Source organism: Paenibacillus sp. 598K (assembly GCF_003851045.1).
Classification (GTDB): domain Bacteria; phylum Bacillota; class Bacilli; order Paenibacillales; family Paenibacillaceae; genus Paenibacillus_D.
Genome location: NZ_BFBX01000043.1, coordinates 1 through 20,051 on the forward strand (window position 1 = coordinate 1; position 20,051 = coordinate 20,051).

16 protein-coding genes are annotated in these 20,051 nt (G+C 57.8%); 9 read left to right on the plus strand and 7 right to left on the minus strand.

Annotation, left to right across the window (positions count from 1 at the left end):
* Positions 1–236 precede the first annotated feature (236 nt).
* From PA598K_RS14405 to PA598K_RS14420, 4 genes are all read right to left on the minus strand, one after another.
* Positions 237–764, minus strand: coding sequence for a hypothetical protein (locus PA598K_RS14405; protein WP_128657644.1), 528 nt, complete (start codon positions 762–764; stop codon positions 237–239).
* Positions 765–883: 119 nt separating this feature from the next.
* Positions 884–2,563 (minus strand): hypothetical protein, encoded by a 1,680-nt coding sequence (locus tag PA598K_RS14410; RefSeq protein ID WP_128657645.1) that lies wholly within the window; start codon positions 2,561–2,563, stop codon positions 884–886.
* A gap of 48 nt (positions 2,564–2,611) precedes the next feature.
* Complete coding sequence (locus tag PA598K_RS14415; RefSeq protein WP_128657646.1) at positions 2,612–3,073, minus strand: hypothetical protein; 462 nt, start codon at positions 3,071–3,073, stop codon at positions 2,612–2,614.
* Positions 3,074–3,096: 23 nt separating this feature from the next.
* The gene (locus tag PA598K_RS14420; protein WP_128657647.1) at positions 3,097–3,555 is read right to left on the minus strand and encodes a hypothetical protein; all 459 of its coding nucleotides are present in this window, start codon (positions 3,553–3,555) and stop codon (positions 3,097–3,099) included.
* A gap of 844 nt (positions 3,556–4,399) precedes the next feature.
* Here PA598K_RS14420 and PA598K_RS14425 point away from each other — a divergent pair.
* From PA598K_RS14425 to PA598K_RS14440, 4 genes are all read left to right on the plus strand, one after another.
* A complete protein-coding gene (locus tag PA598K_RS14425) occupies positions 4,400–6,016 on the plus strand; it encodes an extracellular solute-binding protein (RefSeq protein ID WP_128657648.1) in 1,617 nt (538 codons plus the stop codon).
* A 125-nt stretch (positions 6,017–6,141) separates the two neighbouring features.
* The gene (locus PA598K_RS14430) at positions 6,142–6,999 is read left to right on the plus strand and encodes an ABC transporter permease (protein WP_185601979.1); all 858 of its coding nucleotides are present in this window, start codon (positions 6,142–6,144) and stop codon (positions 6,997–6,999) included.
* An 11-nt stretch (positions 7,000–7,010) separates the two neighbouring features.
* Complete coding sequence (locus tag PA598K_RS14435) at positions 7,011–7,895, plus strand: carbohydrate ABC transporter permease (RefSeq protein WP_128657650.1); 885 nt, start codon at positions 7,011–7,013, stop codon at positions 7,893–7,895.
* Between the two features lie 26 nt (positions 7,896–7,921).
* Complete coding sequence (locus tag PA598K_RS14440) at positions 7,922–9,253, plus strand: glycoside hydrolase family 140 protein (protein WP_185601969.1); 1,332 nt, start codon at positions 7,922–7,924, stop codon at positions 9,251–9,253.
* A gap of 94 nt (positions 9,254–9,347) precedes the next feature.
* Here the strand turns inward: PA598K_RS14440 and PA598K_RS14445 are convergent, their stop codons facing one another.
* Complete coding sequence (locus tag PA598K_RS14445; protein WP_128657651.1) at positions 9,348–9,983, minus strand: GntR family transcriptional regulator; 636 nt, start codon at positions 9,981–9,983, stop codon at positions 9,348–9,350.
* 203 nt (positions 9,984–10,186) lie between these two features.
* On the opposite strand from PA598K_RS14445, the gene PA598K_RS14450 reads away from it, so the two are divergent.
* The 5 genes from PA598K_RS14450 (at position 10,187) to PA598K_RS14470 (ending at position 15,734) form a co-directional block, all read left to right on the plus strand.
* The gene (locus tag PA598K_RS14450) at positions 10,187–11,452 is read left to right on the plus strand and encodes a ribulose-bisphosphate carboxylase large subunit family protein (protein ID WP_128657652.1); all 1,266 of its coding nucleotides are present in this window, start codon (positions 10,187–10,189) and stop codon (positions 11,450–11,452) included.
* Complete coding sequence (locus PA598K_RS14455) at positions 11,449–12,822, plus strand: four-carbon acid sugar kinase family protein (RefSeq protein ID WP_128657653.1); 1,374 nt, start codon at positions 11,449–11,451, stop codon at positions 12,820–12,822. Before PA598K_RS14450 ends, PA598K_RS14455 begins: the two co-directional genes overlap by 4 nt.
* A gap of 226 nt (positions 12,823–13,048) precedes the next feature.
* Complete coding sequence (locus PA598K_RS14460; protein ID WP_128657654.1) at positions 13,049–13,912, plus strand: phosphogluconate dehydrogenase C-terminal domain-containing protein; 864 nt, start codon at positions 13,049–13,051, stop codon at positions 13,910–13,912.
* 20 nt (positions 13,913–13,932) lie between these two features.
* Complete coding sequence (locus PA598K_RS14465; RefSeq protein WP_128657655.1) at positions 13,933–14,688, plus strand: amidohydrolase family protein; 756 nt, start codon at positions 13,933–13,935, stop codon at positions 14,686–14,688.
* The gene (locus tag PA598K_RS14470; RefSeq protein ID WP_128657656.1) at positions 14,685–15,734 is read left to right on the plus strand and encodes a Gfo/Idh/MocA family protein; all 1,050 of its coding nucleotides are present in this window, start codon (positions 14,685–14,687) and stop codon (positions 15,732–15,734) included. The genes PA598K_RS14465 and PA598K_RS14470 overlap by 4 nt, the downstream gene beginning before the upstream one ends.
* Positions 15,735–15,867: 133 nt before the next feature.
* Here PA598K_RS14470 and PA598K_RS14475 read toward each other — a convergent pair whose 3' ends face one another.
* On the minus strand, positions 15,868–19,017 hold the full coding sequence (locus PA598K_RS14475; RefSeq protein WP_128657657.1) for a cyclic peptide export ABC transporter: 3,150 nt from the start codon (positions 19,015–19,017) through the stop codon (positions 15,868–15,870).
* Positions 19,014–20,045, minus strand: a complete 1,032-nt coding sequence (sbnA, locus tag PA598K_RS14480; protein WP_128657658.1) for a 2,3-diaminopropionate biosynthesis protein SbnA — start codon at positions 20,043–20,045, stop codon at positions 19,014–19,016. The genes PA598K_RS14475 and sbnA overlap by 4 nt, the downstream gene beginning before the upstream one ends.
* Between the last annotated feature and the right edge of the window lie 6 nt (positions 20,046–20,051).

The window sequence follows — 20,051 nt, forward strand, 5'->3', positions numbered from 1 at the left end:
TCTTTCGCACAAGTTCGCCCACTTCGGGACGCCGAGCCCCGAAAGGTGCACTCGCTAGCAGATGTCCCCACCTCCGGGCTCCCCCTCCCCACTTGCTCGATGCTAGTTGTATGATGCGCATCAAAAAAAGCTGTCTTCCCCAGCCAGTTTACCCTGGCGGGAAAGGCAGCTTTTTGCGCGTGACGTTTTTGCGTGACATTTGCGCATAACGACCAGAAGCGCCTTCCTATTCACCATTACCACGCAATAACCTTCTTATGCCTCACCTTGACGCCGTGGCGGCGGGCCCAATCGACGAGCCGATGCATATCGTCCAGCTCGCCCGGCCCGAAACGGGCGCAATAGGCCATCGGCGCCAGCTTGCGCCCGAGGGGGACGATGCCGAGCGCTGGCGCCTTGCCAGTGCGGACCAGCAGCATCGCCAGCTCCTGCGGATCGTAGCGCTGGCCATTCACCTCGAGCCAGCTCTCGCCGAGACAGATGCGCGGCGCGCCCTTGATCAGATAGTAGACATGGTAGAGGAAGCCAGCCATCAGCACGATCAGCCCGAGCGTGACGACGACCGACCAGCCAGATGGCAGATAAGGATTGACATAGATGAGCGCCAGCGAAGGCATGACCGCGAGTGGAGAGATCAGATGGACGATATGCACCGCCGGTCGGGTCCGCAATGGACGAGCCTCTCTGCTCTCGGCAGGCGCAGTGTTCTGCAACGGACGAGCCCCACTGCTCTTGGCTGAAGCAGAGGTCTGTATAGGGTCCATGTCCGACCTCCTTTCTGAGGTTATCGCTAACTAGGACGTGTCTACATACTCGTTCAGGGGGATATTACGCTGCCTTTCCGCCCCCTGCTCGATCCACTCCTACCCACCCAAGTCCGCTACTACGGCTCACGCCCCTCGCTCACCAGCACCTCCGAGGTGAGCCAGCGGCGCAGCAGCACGAGCAGCAGGAGCGGCGGCAGACTGAGCAGCGCAGCGGTGCACAGGACGGCCGGATCGTAGAACGTGAGCTCGCTGGCCGCACTGCCCTGCAGCAGCTGGTAGAACCGTAGTGTCGGCGCGAACCGATCAACCTCGGTCGTATACATGAGCGGCGCGGCATAGCTGTTCCACAAGCCGATCCAGTGGAGCGCGCCCAACGCCAGCAGCGGCTTCCACACCTTCGGGATGAACAAGGTGAAAAACGCATGCGCCTCGCCGCGGCCCTGCGCCTCCAGCTCGGCCTTGCGCGCGCCATGCTTGCTGTTGAAGATGCTCTTGAGCACGAAGACCGCCATCAGACCGAAGAACCCCTGGATCGCGATCGGAAACACCGTATTGAGCATCTGCTTCTGACGATACATGAGGAACTCCGGCATCGCCATCGTACCTGCCACGAGCAGCACGAGCAGGAAGATCTTGTAGACCCAGCGGCCCGGCAAGCGCCGAACCGTCAGCGGATAAGCCAGCGTCACCGTCATCAGCAGGAATACGACCGTCGACCCGAGATACAGCAAGCCGTAACTCAGCATGGACCCTGACGGCATCAGTTGGCCCACCGTCAGGCCAGAGTCCGAGGACAACGTGAACGGATAGACGAACAGGACATACAACAAAAACACAACCGGCAGCACTGCCAGCATGCCGAACAGCACGCCAAGCATCGCCCCCGGACTGCCGGGACGGTCCGGGCGTTCGGCAGGGACCTCGCTCGCGAACAACGTCGGTACGAAAAAGCGTCGCAGCAGCAGGTACGCGCCGATCGAGCAGACCAGTTGGACGATAAACTGGAGAAGCCATGCCGCGCCGGCCAGACCCAGCTCCAGATTTTGCATGCCTGTACGGAAGCTGTAGGTGCTGAGCGTATCCGCCGTCTCATATACCAGAGGATTGGCCATCACATGGAACAGCTCGAAATGAGTAGCCAGCACCGACGATAGCTGCAGCAGCGCAAACGCTCCCATCGCCTGCAATGCAGGGATGATGCTCAGCCCCGTATAACCAAGCCGCTCCTGCTCTGCCGCGCCCTCTCGCTCCGCCCGTGCCCTGCGGGCTGTAATCGCCGCCATCGCAAGGATGACCGGAATGCCGAGGCCGCGCATGATCTCCACGCCGGTCATCACTAGCCTATGCAAGCCAGGCTCGCCCAGCCATAGCCGTTCCTGCATCAGCCAAGGGGAGCTCGTGGAGAAGAGCAGGAAGATGATGTAGGCCAGGACGAGCGCTGGAAGCACATACGGCACCAGCAGCAGCGTCGTCAGTCCGTTCCGCCAGCGCCGGGACGGGATCGCATGCAACCCAAGCGCCAGCAGCAGCGCCGCAAGGCAAGTAAAGACGAGCGGAACGACCGAATAGTAGACACTGTTGCCCAGCACATCGCGAAAATTCGTCTGGGAGAGCAGCATCTGCACATTCGCGAGACCGACCCACGGACTATTCGCCAGTCCCTGGAACATATCGTAGTCCCTCAGCGCCAGCTCGACCCCACGCAGCAGCGGTGCTACTTTGTAGCGGATCAAGAGCAACAATGCCGGGATAACGAGAACATAGTGAAATTTGTACTTCCAGATTCGTTGTAGCACGGGGAACGCCTCCTACCTACACGTTACTCGGTTTTACTTTTTTCTGTTTTACTTCATGGATATTAGGCCATACCCCATCTCCACCTGATGGCGGGCCGCCCAAGCCTTGAGCGCCTGTAGCGCCATATCCTGATCCTCCGCGGCAAATCGGAACCACAGCCTGCGTCTCAGCCACTCGCGACGACCAGAGGACTTGATCCACAGGTACGGCTTCGCATAGCCGCGCAGGATGATGCGCCCGATATCCTGCGGCGCATACATCACGTGGTTCACGATGACATATTCGTCATGGACCACCAGCTCATGTCGGCGGGGCCGCAGCAGGTAGCGCACGCTATTGATCAGCAGTGCTACGAGCAGCACCGACAGCAGGAGCGGCAGGATCGACACCCAGCCAAGCTTCCCCCCGAGCGCCCATCTGCCAGTCATGATCGTCATCGCGAGCAGATACAGCGTCTCCGGCCATCCCGACATCAGCTTCGTCTCATACACGGCAACACCGTTATTCATCGCGCTTCCTCTCCTCTCAAGGCCTAGATCCAGGTGACAATTCGCTTGCCATCGGCGATCGGCACCTGATTGCGTTCGGCCCATGCTCGCAGCGCCTGCATGCCCTGCAGATCTTCTCTGGCGAAGCTGAAGCAGCGGTCATACGCGACCATCCGGCGTCCCTTGGAGAGCAAGGCAAACACCTGTAAGAAATAACCCCGCGTCCGGACTTCGGCTAACTCATCAGCTTCGATCCGTGACCCGTTCAGCAGAATAGCATCCTCCAGAAGCTCCAGACTCGGTCGCTTTTCGATTAGCCGCACCAGATAATAGACGCTCAGCCCCAGAGCGAGCACTGCGAATACCCACCAAGCGGTAATCATCAGCGGAGGCCAGTACGGCAGCTGCGTATTGACCAGCATCATGGCTGCAAGCACAAGATGGGCAGTAAAATTGAGGACCCGCTTGGGCCGCTTCACATGCAGGAGCACACCGCTTTCCATCCGTCTCCCCCCTTGTCTGTCTTGGTGAAGAGCAATGCATCGTCTCTTCGCTCTCCAAACTTCTATCTATATTACCATAATACAGCAGCATGGACGTAAGCGTTTCAAATTTAGCGCCCCAGCAACCCGCCCTACCATAATCAAGGTGATGCGGCTTCTTCGTCCTAAGCGCATGCTTGCGAAGCTAGTACTGTTCACCCAAACGCCAGCTCCGTTGCCAGTCCCGTTGATTCATCGCCGCAGCCAGCGCCCGTTGATCCCGTCGATCCATCACAGACGCTCGCCCTGGCGCTTATTTCCGTATTTTTATGCTATCGGAAATTTTTACGCTCGCCACGGCGCTTATTTTTGAGAAGTGGCCCCTTTGCGGCACCGTTTGCCCCCAATAAGCTCCCTGGCGAGCGTTAGCCTGCGAAAGGGCCGCTTTTTGACTCAATAAGGCCGAGGGCGAGCGTTGCAATCGCGAACGGACCTGCAAGCGGAGCCGAGCGCCCATATTCTTGGCTGAGAGCCTTTAGTCTTGGCTGAACACCTACATTCAGCTGCACACCCGTATTCTTGGCTAAGCACCCGCATTCTAGCTGCGTACCCGTATTCTTGGCTGCGCACAAGTATTCTTGACCCAGCGCCCCTAATATCGCCCTATAAATGTGTCTCTTGACCTGACAGATCGCCCTTATTCGAATGATATATTTTTGGTATACCAGTTATAGTCCAATAAAATCCCTGTTGTATATTCTCTGTTTATTTGCTACAATTCCTCCTGAAAGCGTTTTATCCACTGGGTGCCTCAAGAAGGCCCGGTCCCGATTAACGCTCCAACCATGACAAAGGGGGCGCTACAATGCGCAACAAATGGGTCCAACTCGGCATCACCGCCATGGCCGTCAGTATGCTGGCAGGCTGTATCTCCAACGAAACACCGCCGACCTCCGGCGGCAGCACCCAAGAAGGCGGTGGCGGCGAAGCCCAGGCCATCACCTATACGTTTGGCCGCAACATCGACTCCAATGCCGATCATTTCGTCAAGCTGCAAAGCCAGTTCAACGAGACGCTGGAGGATAACCGCTGGACGCGGCTGTTCCATGATGAACTGAACGTTAATATCACCTACAACATGATCTCCGACAGCACGGCCTATAATCAAAAGCTCAAGCTGGCGATGGCCTCGGGCGGCCTGCCCGACGTCTTCCAGGTCCAGAACAAATCGGATATGCGTCAGCTGATGGAGGCCGGCGCGCTGGAAGATCTGCGTCCCGTCTACGACGAATACGCCTCTCCTCTGCTCAAGCAGATGATCGAGATGGAGAGCGAGCGGGTATTCGAGCCTGTCAGCTACAAGGGCGGTCTGTATGCGATCCCGATGAAGATGCCGTCGACCAACTTCTTTAATCATCTGTGGATTCGGGAAGACTGGCTAACCAATCTGGGGCTTGAGCGTCCGCAATCCATCGAGGACGTCTACGCGATCGCCAAGGCCTTTACGTTTGACGACCCGGATCAGAATGGTCAGAATGACACGCTCGGCATGCAGCTGGACAACGGCTTCCTCAGCAATACCAAAGGGTTCTTCTGGGCCTTCGGCGCTTACCCGGATGGCTGGGTGGCCAAGGACGGCCGTGCGGTTAGCGGGGTGGTCCAACCGGAGATGAAAAAGCCGCTGCAATTGCTGCAGCAAATGTTCAAAGAGGGCTTGCTGGACAAGGAATTCGGCTCCAAGGACAACGGCAAGTCGATGGAATCGGTAGCTGCCGGCAAGACTGGCATGTTCTACGGCCCCCACTGGTCCGCCTTCACGGCCGAGAAAGCGATCCAGAACAATCCCGACGCCCGCTGGATCGTCGTGCCGCTGCCCGGCGAGGGCGGAAAAACCGTCGTCCCGAATCTGCAGATTGCTAACGATGGCTTCATCGCGGTCAAGAAGGGCACGCCGCAGCCCGAAAATATTATCCGGATGTTCAATCTGTACGTAGAGAAGCTGTTCGGCGAAAACGCCGAGTTCGACAAGTACTATTCGGATAGCGGCGTCGATTACATCTGGCAGATCGGCCCTGTCTACACGCTCGATTCGATGCTGGACCTGCGAGCGCATCAAGAGATCAAGCAAGCGATAGCGGACGGCACCACCGATCAGTTGACTGGCGTCTCCGCCGGCTTCTACGCCAATATGGAGGCTGGCAGCTGGCCGATGTCCATGATGTTCGGACCGAAAGACACGCCTTTTGCCTATGTCGATCAGGCCTACCCGGACGGCGTCGTGTGGGATGCCTATATGGGCGCCCCGACCCCTACATCCGTGGCGCGCGGCAGCTCGATGGACGAATTGATCCTCACGACGCTGACCGACATCGTCCTCGGACGCGCTGACGTAGACAGCGGCTTCGACAAGATGGTGCAGGAATGGAATACGCTGGGCGGCGAGCAGATGACCAAAGAGGTCAACGACGTCTTAGCTGAATAACCTCTTCCCCGCAAGCGTCGCTCCTGCGGCGCTTGCGGGGACAATTCATTGCCGATGCGAAAGAAGGTGAACCTGTGCGAAGAAAAATCAGCTATGCAAAAAAACGGGAGCTGCCGCTCCATCTTATGCTCCTGCCCGGCGTCGCTTTTGTGCTGCTCTTTGCCTATGTGCCGATGGGCGGCGTGTCGATCGCCTTCCAGAACTTCTTGCCTTTGCGCGGACTGTTCAACCAAGACTGGAACGGGCTGGAGAACTTCCGTTACATCTTCTCCATGCCGAACATCTGGCAGGTTGTGTGGAACACGCTTTTCATTGCCGTCATGAAAATAATTGCGGGCCTTGTCGTGCCGATTACGTTTGCCTTGCTGCTCAACGAAGTGAAAAATGTGGTCTTCAAGCGGACCACGCAGACGATCATTTACTTCCCTTATTTCCTGTCGTGGATCATCCTCGGCGGGATTCTGATCGATATCCTGTCGCCGTCCTCAGGCATTGTCAACCAGTTCCTGGGGCTGTTCGGCATCTCGCCGATCTATTTCCTTGGGGAGAACACGTGGTTTCCGTTTACGATGGTGGCGTCCGATGTATGGAAAACGTTTGGCTTCAGCACGATTATCTACCTGGCAGCGATCACCAGCATCGATCCATCCCTCTATGAGGCTGCAGCTGTAGACGGCGCGGGCCGCTGGAAGCAGACCTGGCATATTACGCTGCCGGGCATGCAGATGATCATCGTCCTGTTGATGGTGCTCAGTCTGGGCAACGTGCTCGATGCCGGCTTCGACCAGATCTTCAACCTGTACAGTCCGCAGGTATACGCTTCCGGGGATATCATCGATACGATGGTCTACCGGATGGGGCTGCAGCAGGCGCAGTTCGGGCCTTCTACGGCGGTCGGTCTGCTCAAGTCGCTCGTTTCCTTTATTCTGATTTCCACATCGTATCTTATTGCCTACCGGGTCTTTAATTACCGGCTATTCTAGGAGGGGATTTCATGTATACCACAGAGACCCGAGGTTCCCGGATATTCAAAGTCTTCAATATGATTTTTCTCGCTTGCGTCAGCGCCGCCTGCCTCATTCCGTTCATTCACATCCTCGCCCTGTCGCTGAGCGACAACGCAGCGGTAATGGCAGGGCAGGTCAAGCTGTGGCCTGTCCGCTGGACGGTCGAGCCTTATCTGTATGTGCTGGAAAAGCAGCCGTTCTGGCGCGCCTTCGGGATTACGATCCAGCGGGTCGTGCTGGGCACGCTGATCAATATGTTTTTGGTGATCCTGCTCGCCTACCCGCTCTCCAAGGGCAAGCACAAGTTCAGCAAGCGGATGCTGTACGTCTGGTTTTTCTTCATGACGATGCTGTTCAATGGCGGCCTGATCCCAAGCTATATCTTAATGAAGGAACTGGGCCTGATGGACACGATCTGGGTGCTGGTTTTGCCCGGAGCGGTCAATATTTTCAACCTGCTGCTCATGCTTAACTTCTTCCGTCAGATCCCTGACGAGATGGAGGATGCCGCCAATATCGACGGCGCTGGCCACTGGCGAACGCTGTGGCAGATCTATGTGCCGATGTCGACGCCGGCCATCGCCACCATCACCTTGTTCTTTATTGTCGGGCATTGGAATGCCTGGTTCGACGGCTTGATCTACATGAACCGCGCGAGCAACTATCCGTTGCAGAGCTATTTGCAGACCGTCGTCCTGCAGTTCAATTTCCAGACGATGTCGCCTACTGAGGCGGAGCGGCTGGCCCGACTCAACGACCGTTCGATCAAGGGCGCGCAGATGATTGTCGCAGCGATCCCGATCCTTGTTGTCTATCCGTTTTTGCAAAAGTACTTTGTTAACGGAATCCGGCTGGGTTCTGTGAAGGGGTAACGCCCAATCGCGAGAGGAGACGTATAATGACCACAACTACGATGCAACGACTTGCCGTCAGCGACAACCGGCGCCATCTGACTTATGCCGACGGCTCGCCTTTTTTTTGGCTGGCCGATACGGCCTGGGAGCTGTTCCACCGCCTGAACCGCGAGGAAGCGGCCCTCTACCTGCGCAACAGAGCCGAGAACGGCTTTAATGTCATCCAGGCCGTCGCTCTGGCTGAGCTGGAGGGACTGAGCGAGGGCAATGCCTATGGCCATGTGCCGCTGCTGAAGAACGAACAACAAGTCTATGATCCCGAGCTCCCCGACCTGGCGCCGGAAGGCGGATACGGGTACTGGGAGCATGTCGATTATATGGTGGATCTGGCTGCGGAGCTGGGGCTGTATATCGGACTGCTGCCTACGTGGGGCGACAAGTTTAATGTGGCCTGGGGAACGGGGCCGGACATCTTCAATCCGGACAATGCGCGGGCATATGGCAGATGGATCGGCGAACGCTACGGCGAGCGCCCGAACATCGTGTGGATTATGGGCGGCGACCGGCCGCTGACGGAGCATCGTCATTTCGAGATCGTGCGCGCGATGGCCGAGGGGGTACGCGAAGGATCGGGAGGCCGTCAGCTCATGACCTTCCATCCGCATGGCGGCGCCTCCTCGTCTCTGCATGTCCATCATGAGGCGTGGCTGGACTTCAATATGATGCAATCGAGTCATGGCTCGCGCTACAAAGCCAACTATGAGATGATAGCGGCCGATTATGCCCGAACGCCTATCAAGCCTACGCTCGACGGCGAGCCTTGCTATGAGGATATTGCGGTCGGCTTCAAGCCGGAGGATGGATTTTTCGATGCGGCGGATGTCCGCAAGGCCGCCTATTGGGCTGTCTTTGCCGGGGCCTGCGGCCATACGTACGGGCATCACTCGATCTGGTCGATGGTCGTCGAGCCGGAGGGCTGGTTCACGATGCCGTGGACGAGAGCGCTCAACCGTCCGGGGATGAGCCAGATGAAGCATCTGCGCCGACTCATCGAGTCGCGGCCGATGCTGGACCGCGTACCGGATCAGGAGCTGGTGCCGGAGGCCGGCAAGGGTGCGGCGCATCTGCAGGCGACACGCGGCGAGGATTATGCCTTCATCTACTCCCCGTGCGGGCTCGCCTTCGAGGTTAACCTGGGACGGATCAGCGGCGATACGCTGCAGGCCGCCTGGTACGATCCGCGCACCGGCGAGACACAGACGATCGGCACGATGGCTAATACAGGTCAGGCCCGCTTCACGCCTCCGTCTACCGGCCAGAACGAGGATTGGGTGCTGATCCTCGACGACGCGGCCGCAGGCTATGGGCTTCCCTGACCGCTAGCCCTCCTGCGGCTCCAGCTTGAACCGTGGCTAGGCTTTCGTGAAGTTCGGATGCTGCCCACGCAGCGAGCAAGCCGCTGCTACGCCGCTACTCCAACAGGATCCGCTTGCCGAACTCGAGATGCTGGGTGAGCGTAGCTGCGGCTTCCTCGCCCTGCCCCTGCTCGATCTGCTCGACCAGCGTAGCGTGATCCTCATAGGAGATCTTGATGCGATTGGCATCCTTGCGCAGGACATTCAGCGCGATCCGGTACAGCTTGTCCTGCAGCCGGTCCATTGTGACGATGATCTCCTTGTTGTCAAAGGCGTAGACCAGTTGCCGGTGAAACTCCGAGTCCTCGTGGGCGAACTGCATCGTATCGTCAGCCTCGACGCAGGCCCATTGGCGTGCCAGGCTCTCCTTGAACCATTGCCGCAGCTCGTCGGTGAGCTTGCGAGAGGCCAGCTTGCGGACGATGCTCGATTCGATAATCATGCGGAAGTCGTAGACGTCGATCGCTTTGTCGATCGTCACCTCCGACACAAAAATGCCGCGATTGGGCGTGTACGTCACATGCCCCTCGGCTTCGAGCCGCTCGAGGGCCGCTCGGATCGGCGTCCGGCTCATTTCCATCCGCTCCACCAGGGAGCGCTCGGAGAGGAATTCGCCGCTGCGGAGCTCTCCCTGCATAATCAGTGCGCGAAGCATAGTATAGGCTTTTTCTTTTAACGTTTTCTCGGACACGTCGCCAACCCCTTTATCACGAACATGACATAGCTGCCGATGCTGTAGTTTTATCTAATGTAGCAATAGAAGTTAACGCTGTCAATTATCTTTGTATCAAACTGGTTTTATATTAATATTCCGATTGTATACCATTTGTATCTATGTTATTCTTGGACTGAACCTTCACCCGATGATCTGCTGAAAGGAGCGTGCTGCACGCGATGGCAACGGACCGCATTACCGTAACCTACTACATTGAGAGCCCTTACGAGCTCCGCCATGCAGCTGAAGTGCTGGCGGGCGAGCAATCGACCGGCACCTTCCTGGCCATCCCCGGAGAGACGGACGAGATCAAGGCGAGGCACCGAGCCACCATCGACGCGATCCGCGAGCTGGGCACAGCGGCCGAGCCCGCCCTTCCCGGCTCCGCTCCGCCCGCGGGCTTCGACGGCGCTTATCGCCGCGGCGAGATCGACATCACGTTTCCCTATGACAATATCGGCCCCTCGCTCCCCAACCTGATGGCCGTCATCGCCGGCAATCTCTTCGAGCTGCAGGAGCTGTCCGCGATCCGGCTCACCGGCCTGCAGCTGCCTGCTGGATTTCATGACAAATACCAGGGTCCCCGCTTCGGCATCCGCGGTACCCGCGACTTGCTCGGCGTCTATGATCGGCCGGTGATCGGCACGATCGTCAAGCCCAATATCGGCCTGACGGCCGACGGACTGCGGCCGATCGTCCGCGATCTGGCGCTGGCTGGCATCGACTTCATCAAGGATGACGAGGTCAACGGCAATCCGCCCTACTTCCCGCTCGCACAGCGTATCGAGGCCGTCATGGACGAGATCAACCGGGCGGCGGAGCGGACCGGCAAGAAGACGATGTACGCCTTCAATATCACCGGCGATATCGATGAGATGAAGCGAGGACATGACCAGGTGCTGGAGGCAGGCGGCACCTGCGTGATGGTCAGCATCAACAGTATCGGCTGGAGCGGTCTGGCTCATCTCCGCAGCTACTGCGAGCTGCCGATCCACGGTCACCGCAACCAGTGGGGGATGTGGACGCGGCACCCCGGACTGGGCATGTCGTTCTCGGTGTATCAGCAGCTATGCCGACTGGCTGGCGTCGACCATCTGCATACCAACGGCCTCAATAACAAGTTCTCCGAGACCAACGAATCGGTGATCCAGTCCGTGACGGAATGCCTGACGCCGATCTTCGGCGAGGATACGGTGTTCCCTGTCCTCTCCTCCAAGCAATGGGCAGGGCAGGCCGTCGAGTCGTATCGCACCTTCGGCACCATCGATCTGATGAATATCGCTGGTGGCGGCATCCATGCCCATCCGGGCGGCTACGCTGCCGGCTTCCGCAGCATGGTGCAGGGCTGGGAGGCAGCGCTAGCAGGTATCGACCTCGATACGTATGCCGCCGATCACCCCGAGCTCCGGGACGCCATCGCCGCATTCGCCGGGAGGCCGTCATGAGCGGCGGCTCGCCGTGGCTGCTGTCGTATTACGGCGATGACTTCACCGGCTCTACAGATGTCATGGAGGCGCTGGAGACGCGCGGCGTGCCGACGGCCCTCTTCCTGCGGGTGCCCTCGGAGGCGCTGCTGGCCGAGCGGTTCCCGCATATCCGAGCCTTCGGCGTGGCCGGCGTCAGCCGCTCGATGAGCGAGGCGGAGCTGGAGGCGGAGCTCGCTCCGATCCTGGAGCAGCTTGCCCTATTGGGCGCGCCGATCGTCCACTACAAGCTCTGCTCGACCTTTGATTCGTCGCCGGACTCCGGCAGCATCGGCAAGGTGATGGAGATCGCCCGGCGGCTCTTCCCCGGAGCGCCTGCGTTCCCTCTGCTGGCCGCCTGTCCGCCGCTCAAGCGGTATACGTTGTTCGGCCATCATTTTGCCGGAGCGGACGGGGCCACATACCGGCTGGACCGCCACCCGACCATGTCCCGGCACCCGGTCACCCCGATGGATGAAGCGGACTTGCGGGAGCATCTGAAGCGTCAGACGTCGCTCTCCGTCGGCCTGATGGATGTGCTGGCGCTGGATCGCGAGCCCGAGCTGCGGGATTCCCGGTACCGCGAGCTGGCTGCAAGTCACGATGCCGTCCTCCTCGATGCGCTCACCGATCAGCATCTGGATGCTGCGGGAGCGCTCATCGACCATGCGGCGGCCGAGGGCCAGACCTTTGTCCTCGGCTCCTCCGGTGTCCAATACGGTCTGGCTGCCCAGTGGCAGCGCCAAGGCCGAGTGACAGGTCCGGGAGCCGCGAAGACGGCCGCGCCCGTCGACCAGCTCCTGGTCCTCTCGGGCAGCTGTTCGCCAGCGACGGCAGCCCAGCTGCGTTACGCCTTCGACCATGGCTATGCCAGCCTTCAATTGTCGGCAGATCAGCTGCTCTGGGACCCCGAAGCCGCGTTAGACACGCTGTTCGAGCAGGCGCTGGCCATCCTCCGGCAGGGCCGCAGCCTGGTCATCTACTCGGCGATAGGCCCCGAAGACCCTGCCATCGCCGCAACTCGAGAGCTGCTAATCCAGATGCAGGCCCCCTCGCTCGATACCGGTCGGCTGCTCGGCAGCCGTCTCGGCCAGCTAGGCCGTCGGCTGCTGGAGGCGACCGGCTTGCGGCGGCTCGCCGTCGCTGGCGGGGATACGTCCGGCTACGTGACCGGAGAGCTCGGCATCTATGCGCTGGAGATGCTCGCCCCGCTGGTGCCTGGCTGTCCGCTATGCCGCTGCTCCTCCGACCGGCCCGACTTCGACGGGTTGGAGATCGTCCTCAAGGGCGGCCAGATCGGGGAGCCCGACTTCCTGGAGCGCATCCGTAAAGGATCTTGCCCCTCAAGCTAGCCTCAAAAGGCTGAAGAGGCACGGAATCGAATCTGGAGAAGCGGAGATTATGCTTCCGAAGTCGCTTTCTTGCAGAAAGCGTGTAGCTCGCCTTTGTCCACCGATTTCAACCGCCAAAGCGGTTAGACAATCAAGAAATCGGGGGACAACAGCGATCGGAAGAACGATTCGTGACCGTAGGCTTCCTTTTGAGGGTAGCCAACCTACAAACAAGGAGCGTAATGTAATGAGACAAGTAATCGCACTGATCGGAGCTGGAGGCAAGATGGGCTGCCGCTTGACCGACCGGTTCATGGACGCAGCCGCTTACGAGATGCGCTACGTCGAGATTAGCGAAGCCGGATTGACGCGTCTTGGCGAGCGGGGACTGACAGTCACGCCGCAGCATGAAGCCGTAAGCGAAGCTGACGTCGTCATCCTGGCCGTGCCCGATGTGCTGATCGGCAAGATCGCATCGGGCATCGTCCCCGATATGAAGCCGGGCTCGCTGCTAATGCTGCTCGACCCTGCGGCCGCTTATCTGGGCATGGTGCCGGAGCGAGACGAGATTGCCGTCTTCCTCGCGCACCCGTGCCACCCGCCGATCTTTAACGATGAGACCGATCCGCTGGCCCGTCAGGATTATTTTGGCGGCATCCATGCCAAGCAGTCGATCGTGTGCGCGCTCATGCGCGGCTCGGAGCAGCACTATGCGCTGGGCGAAGCGATCGCCCAGACGATGTATGCCCCGATCCTGCGGACGCACCGGATCACGATGGAGCAGATGGCGATGCTGGAGCCGAGCATGGCCGAAACGGTAGGCGCAACCTGTGCTACTATATTGAGAGAAGCGATGGACGAGGCCGTGCGTCGCGGCGTGCCTTACGAGGCAGCCCGGGACTTCATGCTCGGCCATATCCACATCGAGCTCGCCATCGTCTTCGGCGAAGCCGGCAATCCGTTCTCCGATGCCGCGCTGGTCGCCATCGAATACGGCAAGCAGCAGATGCTGCGGCCGGATTGGAAGCAAGTATTCGAGCCGGAGTCTCTGCGTCACAACATCGACCTGATGCTGAATCCAGGCAAGCTGGAACAGGCGGTCGAAAAATAAGCCAACAAGGAGCGTTAGCGATGATCATTGATGTGCATGCCCATCTGGGCGAGGACCGCGTATTCGATGAGCACTTCACGGAGCAGGAGCAATGGGACAAAATGCGCGATCACGGCGTAGATCTGACCATCCTTCAGCCTGCAAGCGTGCATACGCTGGAGGAGGCGCGGCAGCAGCATGACGCCATTGCGGAGCTGTGCCGTCAGCATCCGCGCCATTTTGTGGGGATGGCCAACCCCAACCCCCATCTGCCCGATGCGCAATATGAAGGCGAAATCCGGCGATGCATCGAGGAGCTGGGCTTCGTCGGCATCAAGATCCACACCTCCGCCCATGGCGTCAATCCCGCCAGCCGGGACGGACGACGGGTTTTCCGCCTGGCCGAGACGCTGGGCGTGCCGGTCATGGTTCATACCGGGGCGGGCATCCCTTTTGCCAATCCCTGCAATCTAATGCCTATCGCCGCGGAGCAACCTGGCCTTCCGATCGTCATCGCCCATTGCGGGATGATGGTGCTGGCGGGCGAGACGTACATGGCCATGAAGCAGCATGACAACCTATACGCCGACATTACCTGGACCGGCGGCTTCCTGATCCGCAATTGGGTACGCGAGCTGGGTGCCCACCGCTTCATGTTCGGCACCGATCATGCGGACAATTGCGGCACCGAGCTGGCCAAGGTGCGCACCTGCGGATTGACCGAGGAAGAGCAAGCGTGGGTGCTGGGCCGGGCCGCGCAGCAGATCTATAAGCTGCCGGGCGGTGCAGAGGCATGAAGACATGGAAGGTCGGGCTGATCGGGGCAGGGTACTGGTCCGAGCAACATCTGACCGCCTGGCAGCGGCTGCCGGAGGTCGAGATCGCGACATTATGCGATGTCGATCCCGCCGCTCTGCAGCGGCGGGCCAGCCAGTTCGGCGTACCCGCTTCCCGCTGCTACGGGACGCTAGCAGAGATGCTGGCTGACGCGGACATCGATATCGTCGATATCGTCACAGGGCCGGATACGCATCTGGAGCTTGTCTCGCAGGCTGCGGCGGCAGGCAAGCACATCATGTGTCAGAAGCCGTTTGCCCGGGCAACCGAGGAGGCTCGCGGCATGGTGGAGCAAGCGCAGGCTGCGGGCGTGCGCCTGATGGTGACCGAGAACTGGCGGTGGCTGCAGCCATTCCAGCTCATCAAGGCCGTGCTGGCCGAAGGGCGGATCGGCACGCCAAGGGTCGCCCGCTATATCCACACGGACTTCTACACGCCGAGAATGGCCGAGGGGGTCGAGCTGCCGCAGCCGGTCTTCCGCACGATGCCGCAGCTGCTGTTCTACGAGATGGGCGTGCACTGGTACGATACGTGGCGTTACCTCTTCGGGACCCCGCAGCGCGTCTACGCCGAGATGCTGCGCATCAGTCCGCATATTCAGGGCGAGGATACCGGCACGGTGATGATGGGGTACGAAGACGGCTTTTACGGGCTGCTCGATGCCAGTTGGGCCACACGCCAGCATCTAAGCGAGCCTCCTGGCCCGGAAGTACGGGCGAACCACGTCGAACGGCTGACGATCGACGGCGACGACGGCACCTTGAAGCTCTATGACAGCGGGCGAATCACGGTGGTGTCCCGCGACGGACGCTCAGAAGCGACCATGGCGGAGACCACCGAGCTGGACCATGGCGAGAGCCACTTCCGGCTACAGCGTCATTTTGTGGACTGCCTGATCACAGGCGCCCCCTTTCAGACGAGCGGCGAGGACAATCTGATCACGCTTCAGATGGTGGAGGCCGCTTATTCGAGCGCGCGGGAACACCGGCCGGTGTGGATCAAGTAGCCAGAATGGCCGGGCATAGGAGTAGCGAGGGCTTGGGAAGTGTCGTGTAGACGGGGCAGGACGCTACGCGGCCTCCCTGAGCGGTTCGTATGCGCGATAGAGGAAGGCCGCAGCTGGCCTCCCTTATCCCCGTTCAGGAGGAGACCAGCTCCCTCACCATTTGACCTCTTTCCAGCTTCAATGTCTTGTCCGCCAAGGGGAAGAAGCGGTCGTCATGCGTTACCACAATAATACACTTTCCTGCAGACTTTAACTGCATCAGCAATTGTTGATAGAAGAACTCGCGGAACTCAGGGTCCTGCTCGGCAGCCCACTCGTCGAACAGCGAGACCGGTTTGTCCTCCAACAAGCTCACCAGCATGGCCAAACGTTTTTTTTGTCCGGTTGACAGCTTGGTCGTCGAGAAGCGCCCCTCTGCTACCATCACCTTGTCATCGATCTGCAGCAGCTTCATATTTCGCGTGATCTTTTCTTCTGCAGCGGCGGTTTCCACGCCATACAGTGTATCGAATAAATAATAGTCGCTGAAAATGACCGAAAACGCCTCCCCTAATTTGTCTTTGGATAAGCGCTTTCCGTTGACAAGCACCTCGCCCTCCGCAGGAACATACAGACCCGTCAAAATTTTCACCAAGGTGGACTTCCCGCTCCCGTTGCCGCCAGTAATAAAGATCAGCTCGCCGGCACGAAACGTAAAATTAATCGGCCCCAACTCGAAGGTCTCTCCCCGTTCGTCCTGATACCTGTAAGTGACATGCTTTAACTCGATGCATATCGGTCCGGGAACCGCCGATTCGTCAGGGGCGACGGCCTTTTCTTCAGCAGCGATAGTCGTCCTCTCCTCATCATGCATCGAATCAAGCTTCCCCTCGAACAGATTCAACCTTTTCCATATGACCTGCAACTGCATAACGTTAGGGATAAAATTCAATATGCCATGCACCGGCCCGATCATATACAAAATCACCAGCACATAGTTCTGCAACAATTCATTCGTTACATCGGCCAGGAGCAGCGGTGCGCCAAACACAATAGCTCCAAGCACAAAAGTAAAAAGCAGTTCTCCGACAACAAAAACATTGACCATTTTCAACGAGCCTTGCACGTTCGTTTCCCGATTTTGCTCGCAGCTTTTCATCATATCCTGCCTGAACGCTTCACGTTTGGAGCGATGCAGATTCAGCTCCTTCAAGCCCTGGACCAGGTCATTGATGAATCCAAAGAATGCTTCCTGCGTATCGCGATTTTTATTCCAGAACACATGGGCTTGTTGTCCAATCGATCGGTACAGTGCGGCAGCAAGCACGATGACGCCGATCGCAAGAAGCAGCCCAAAGACATTTTTGGCTCCTAAATAGACAAAACAAAACACGACCGTAACCAGACTCGTGACGCCTTGCAGCAGCATTCGCGGCAGTTCGCTAATGGCCGTTGTGTCATTATTCAGCGCGGTATGAATTTGGCCCCGGTCCAATTGCTCCAGCCTTTCATAAGACGCATGAAGCACTTTGTCAATCAGTCGCCGCCTCTTGTCGAAGACGATGTTGCTTGTCAGCGCGATGAGGTGGGTCTGTACCAGCTTCGAGCCGATCACATACACCACTACCGCTGTAACAAAATACAAAAACCAATCCCATGAGGTGTTCTCATTGGACTGATTCAGCTTCTCGTTAATGATGAAAATAATCGAAGCGTTGCCGAGTCCCGTAACAATCCCGACTACCGTCAGCTGAAAGTATAACTTCTCCCCCTCGTCCGGGAAAAGACGCGTCAGCAAAATGTAAGCGCAAAACACCAGGCCGCCGCCAAATATAGAAAGAATGCCGGGAATAATCGTCGCCGGACCCCAAACCTTCACCGCGGACCAAGGCATTTGTTCAAAGAATACATGAGGCATCCGGTACAACACAGCCGCAAAACCAACCAGAAAAAGCAGCACATAAACGGCCAACCGAATACTTTTCCAGCCGTTATGCCGGAACTTTCTTTTCCCCTGATACAGCTGGTATATAACCTGACCTATGGCCCCTGCGCTGGTCGCCATCATGAGCATCAAAAAAAGGATCACTATACTAAGCAGTTGATCGAGATCCGCCATCCGGTCTGAACTGATTTTGGCAATCGGTTTATCATCCAGTATACTTTCGATGCCCAAGGCAATGCCTTTAGTAAAGGAGGAATTGATGTTCGCCATGACGCCTATCCCTAGCCCTGATTCCGGACGAAGGAGAATGTAGGAGGAATAGTTCGGGTTGCTGCCGCCATGATGCAGCTCGCCCCCTCCACTCTGAACAACCTCCCACCCTCCCGCGTAAGAAGCCCCTTCAGCATCGGGCGGTACTTGACGATTCGGCAAATGGCTCTGACGGATAGCCTCCACAAGCACACCGTCTGTGGAAGCCTGATCCCCGCCCAGCTGGATTTGCATCCATTTGCCCAGGTCATTCGCGCTCATAATGATATACCCTGCTGCGGTATTTCCACGGTACATAGGCGCATCGTAGGCTGTCGGTCGAAAAAAGCTCATTTTATAGCCTGTAGCCATGGTATTCAATTGAGGCTTTTCTACTCCAAAGTGAGTATCTTTCAGGCCTAACGGCGCCAATACCGTCTCCCTCATAAACTGCTCGTATGACTGTCCGGTAACGCGCTCCATAATAAGCGCCAACACATCATAATTGATGGTCGCATAATTGAATTGCTCTCCTGGATTAAATTCCAGCTCATGCTCCAGCAGCATCCTGACGGTTTGCTCCAACGCATCGTCTCGCACCGAAGCGGGGATATAACCTATCGTTCTTGGAGAGATGCCGCTGGTATGATGCAGCAATTGCTCAATGGTAATGTCTGCGTAGTTATCAGAGAACCACGGTATATATTGGCTAACGGGATCTGCGGTATTGAGCAGCCCTTGCTTCTCCAACCAATAGATGCCTGCGGCGGTGAAGGCTTTACTATTGGAGCCGATTTCGAATAACGTATCTGAGGTCACCTTGGCAGAGTGCTCCTGATCCGCCTCTCCGAAGCCCCGGTTAATTAAAACTTGATTATCCCTTACGACGATAAGCCCGAGCCCTGGTAGGTTCCCCTTGTTCATTTGTTTTGTAACATATTGCGTAATCGTCTCCACCTGGTTCTCGTAGCTGACAGGCGACGCTGTCGCGTTCCTCCCTCCAAATGAGAAGACAATAGGCATGATTAGTAACAAGACCATGATGACGACTATACGTTTCGCCTCTTTGGATCGAGTCGACGAACGATCCTTGTCGATGCTAATCGTCATGGAGCTGCACCCCGATGGCAAGGGATCGAGCTTTCGAAATCGGCCTCTTGCGAGTGCAGCCAGTCCACCCACTCGGGATTATAGATCGTATCCAGGTACGGCGTGCCGCCATCTGTACCCAAAAAAACGACCGTAGGCCTGATGCTCCGGTCGCTGACTGCAAAATATTGCTGGATCGCATAGTAAACGCTCCCGGTAGACCCTCCTACAAACAAGCCATGCCGTTCGAATATTTCGCGACATGTGATCGCCGCATCCGGCTCCGATACATGAATGACTTCGTCGATGCTGGCCTCGGCCAGCAGGCCCGGCTTGATGCTTGAGCCTATCCCCGGGATGTAGCGCTTCCGTGGCGGCTGATCGAAGATAACCGATCCCACCGTATCGATGCCGATGATTTTAATGGCGGGGTACCGTTCGCGCAACAGCTTGGAGAGTCCCGTTACGGTGCCGCCAGAGCCAACCCCTACAAATGCATAGTCCAGACTATCGAACCTATCGGCCAGCTCCGGTCCCAATCCAACATAATAGGCGCGGAAGCAATCAAAGTTCCCGTACTGATTAGTCCAGTAGCAGTCGCTTATCCTGCTTTGCAATTGTCTCACCCTCTCAAGCCGGTTTAACAGGTAGCCGCCCGTTTCATCACGTTGCGACACCTTCACCACCTCGTAAGCCATATGCTTCAGCAGTTTTTCTGTCATAGAGGAAATGTTGGGATCGATCACGGCAATAAATCGAATGGCGACCATTTTGCAAATGGTCGCCAGCGCAATGGCAAAATTGCCTGAAGAGGATTCCACCACAATCGTATGCTCTGTAATATCTCCTCGCTTGATGGCCTCGCTAAGCACGTATAAGGCCGGTCTGACTTTGATACTGCCAGTCAAATTCAAAAACTCCAGTTTGCAAAACAGGTTGATATGCGTATGATGGAGCTGAATCAATGGCGTCTGACCCACGCTGTCTGACAAAGCCTCCAGCTTATTTAAAGTCCATTCTTGCCATCGTAGGGATTGTCCAGTCAACATCCTCGT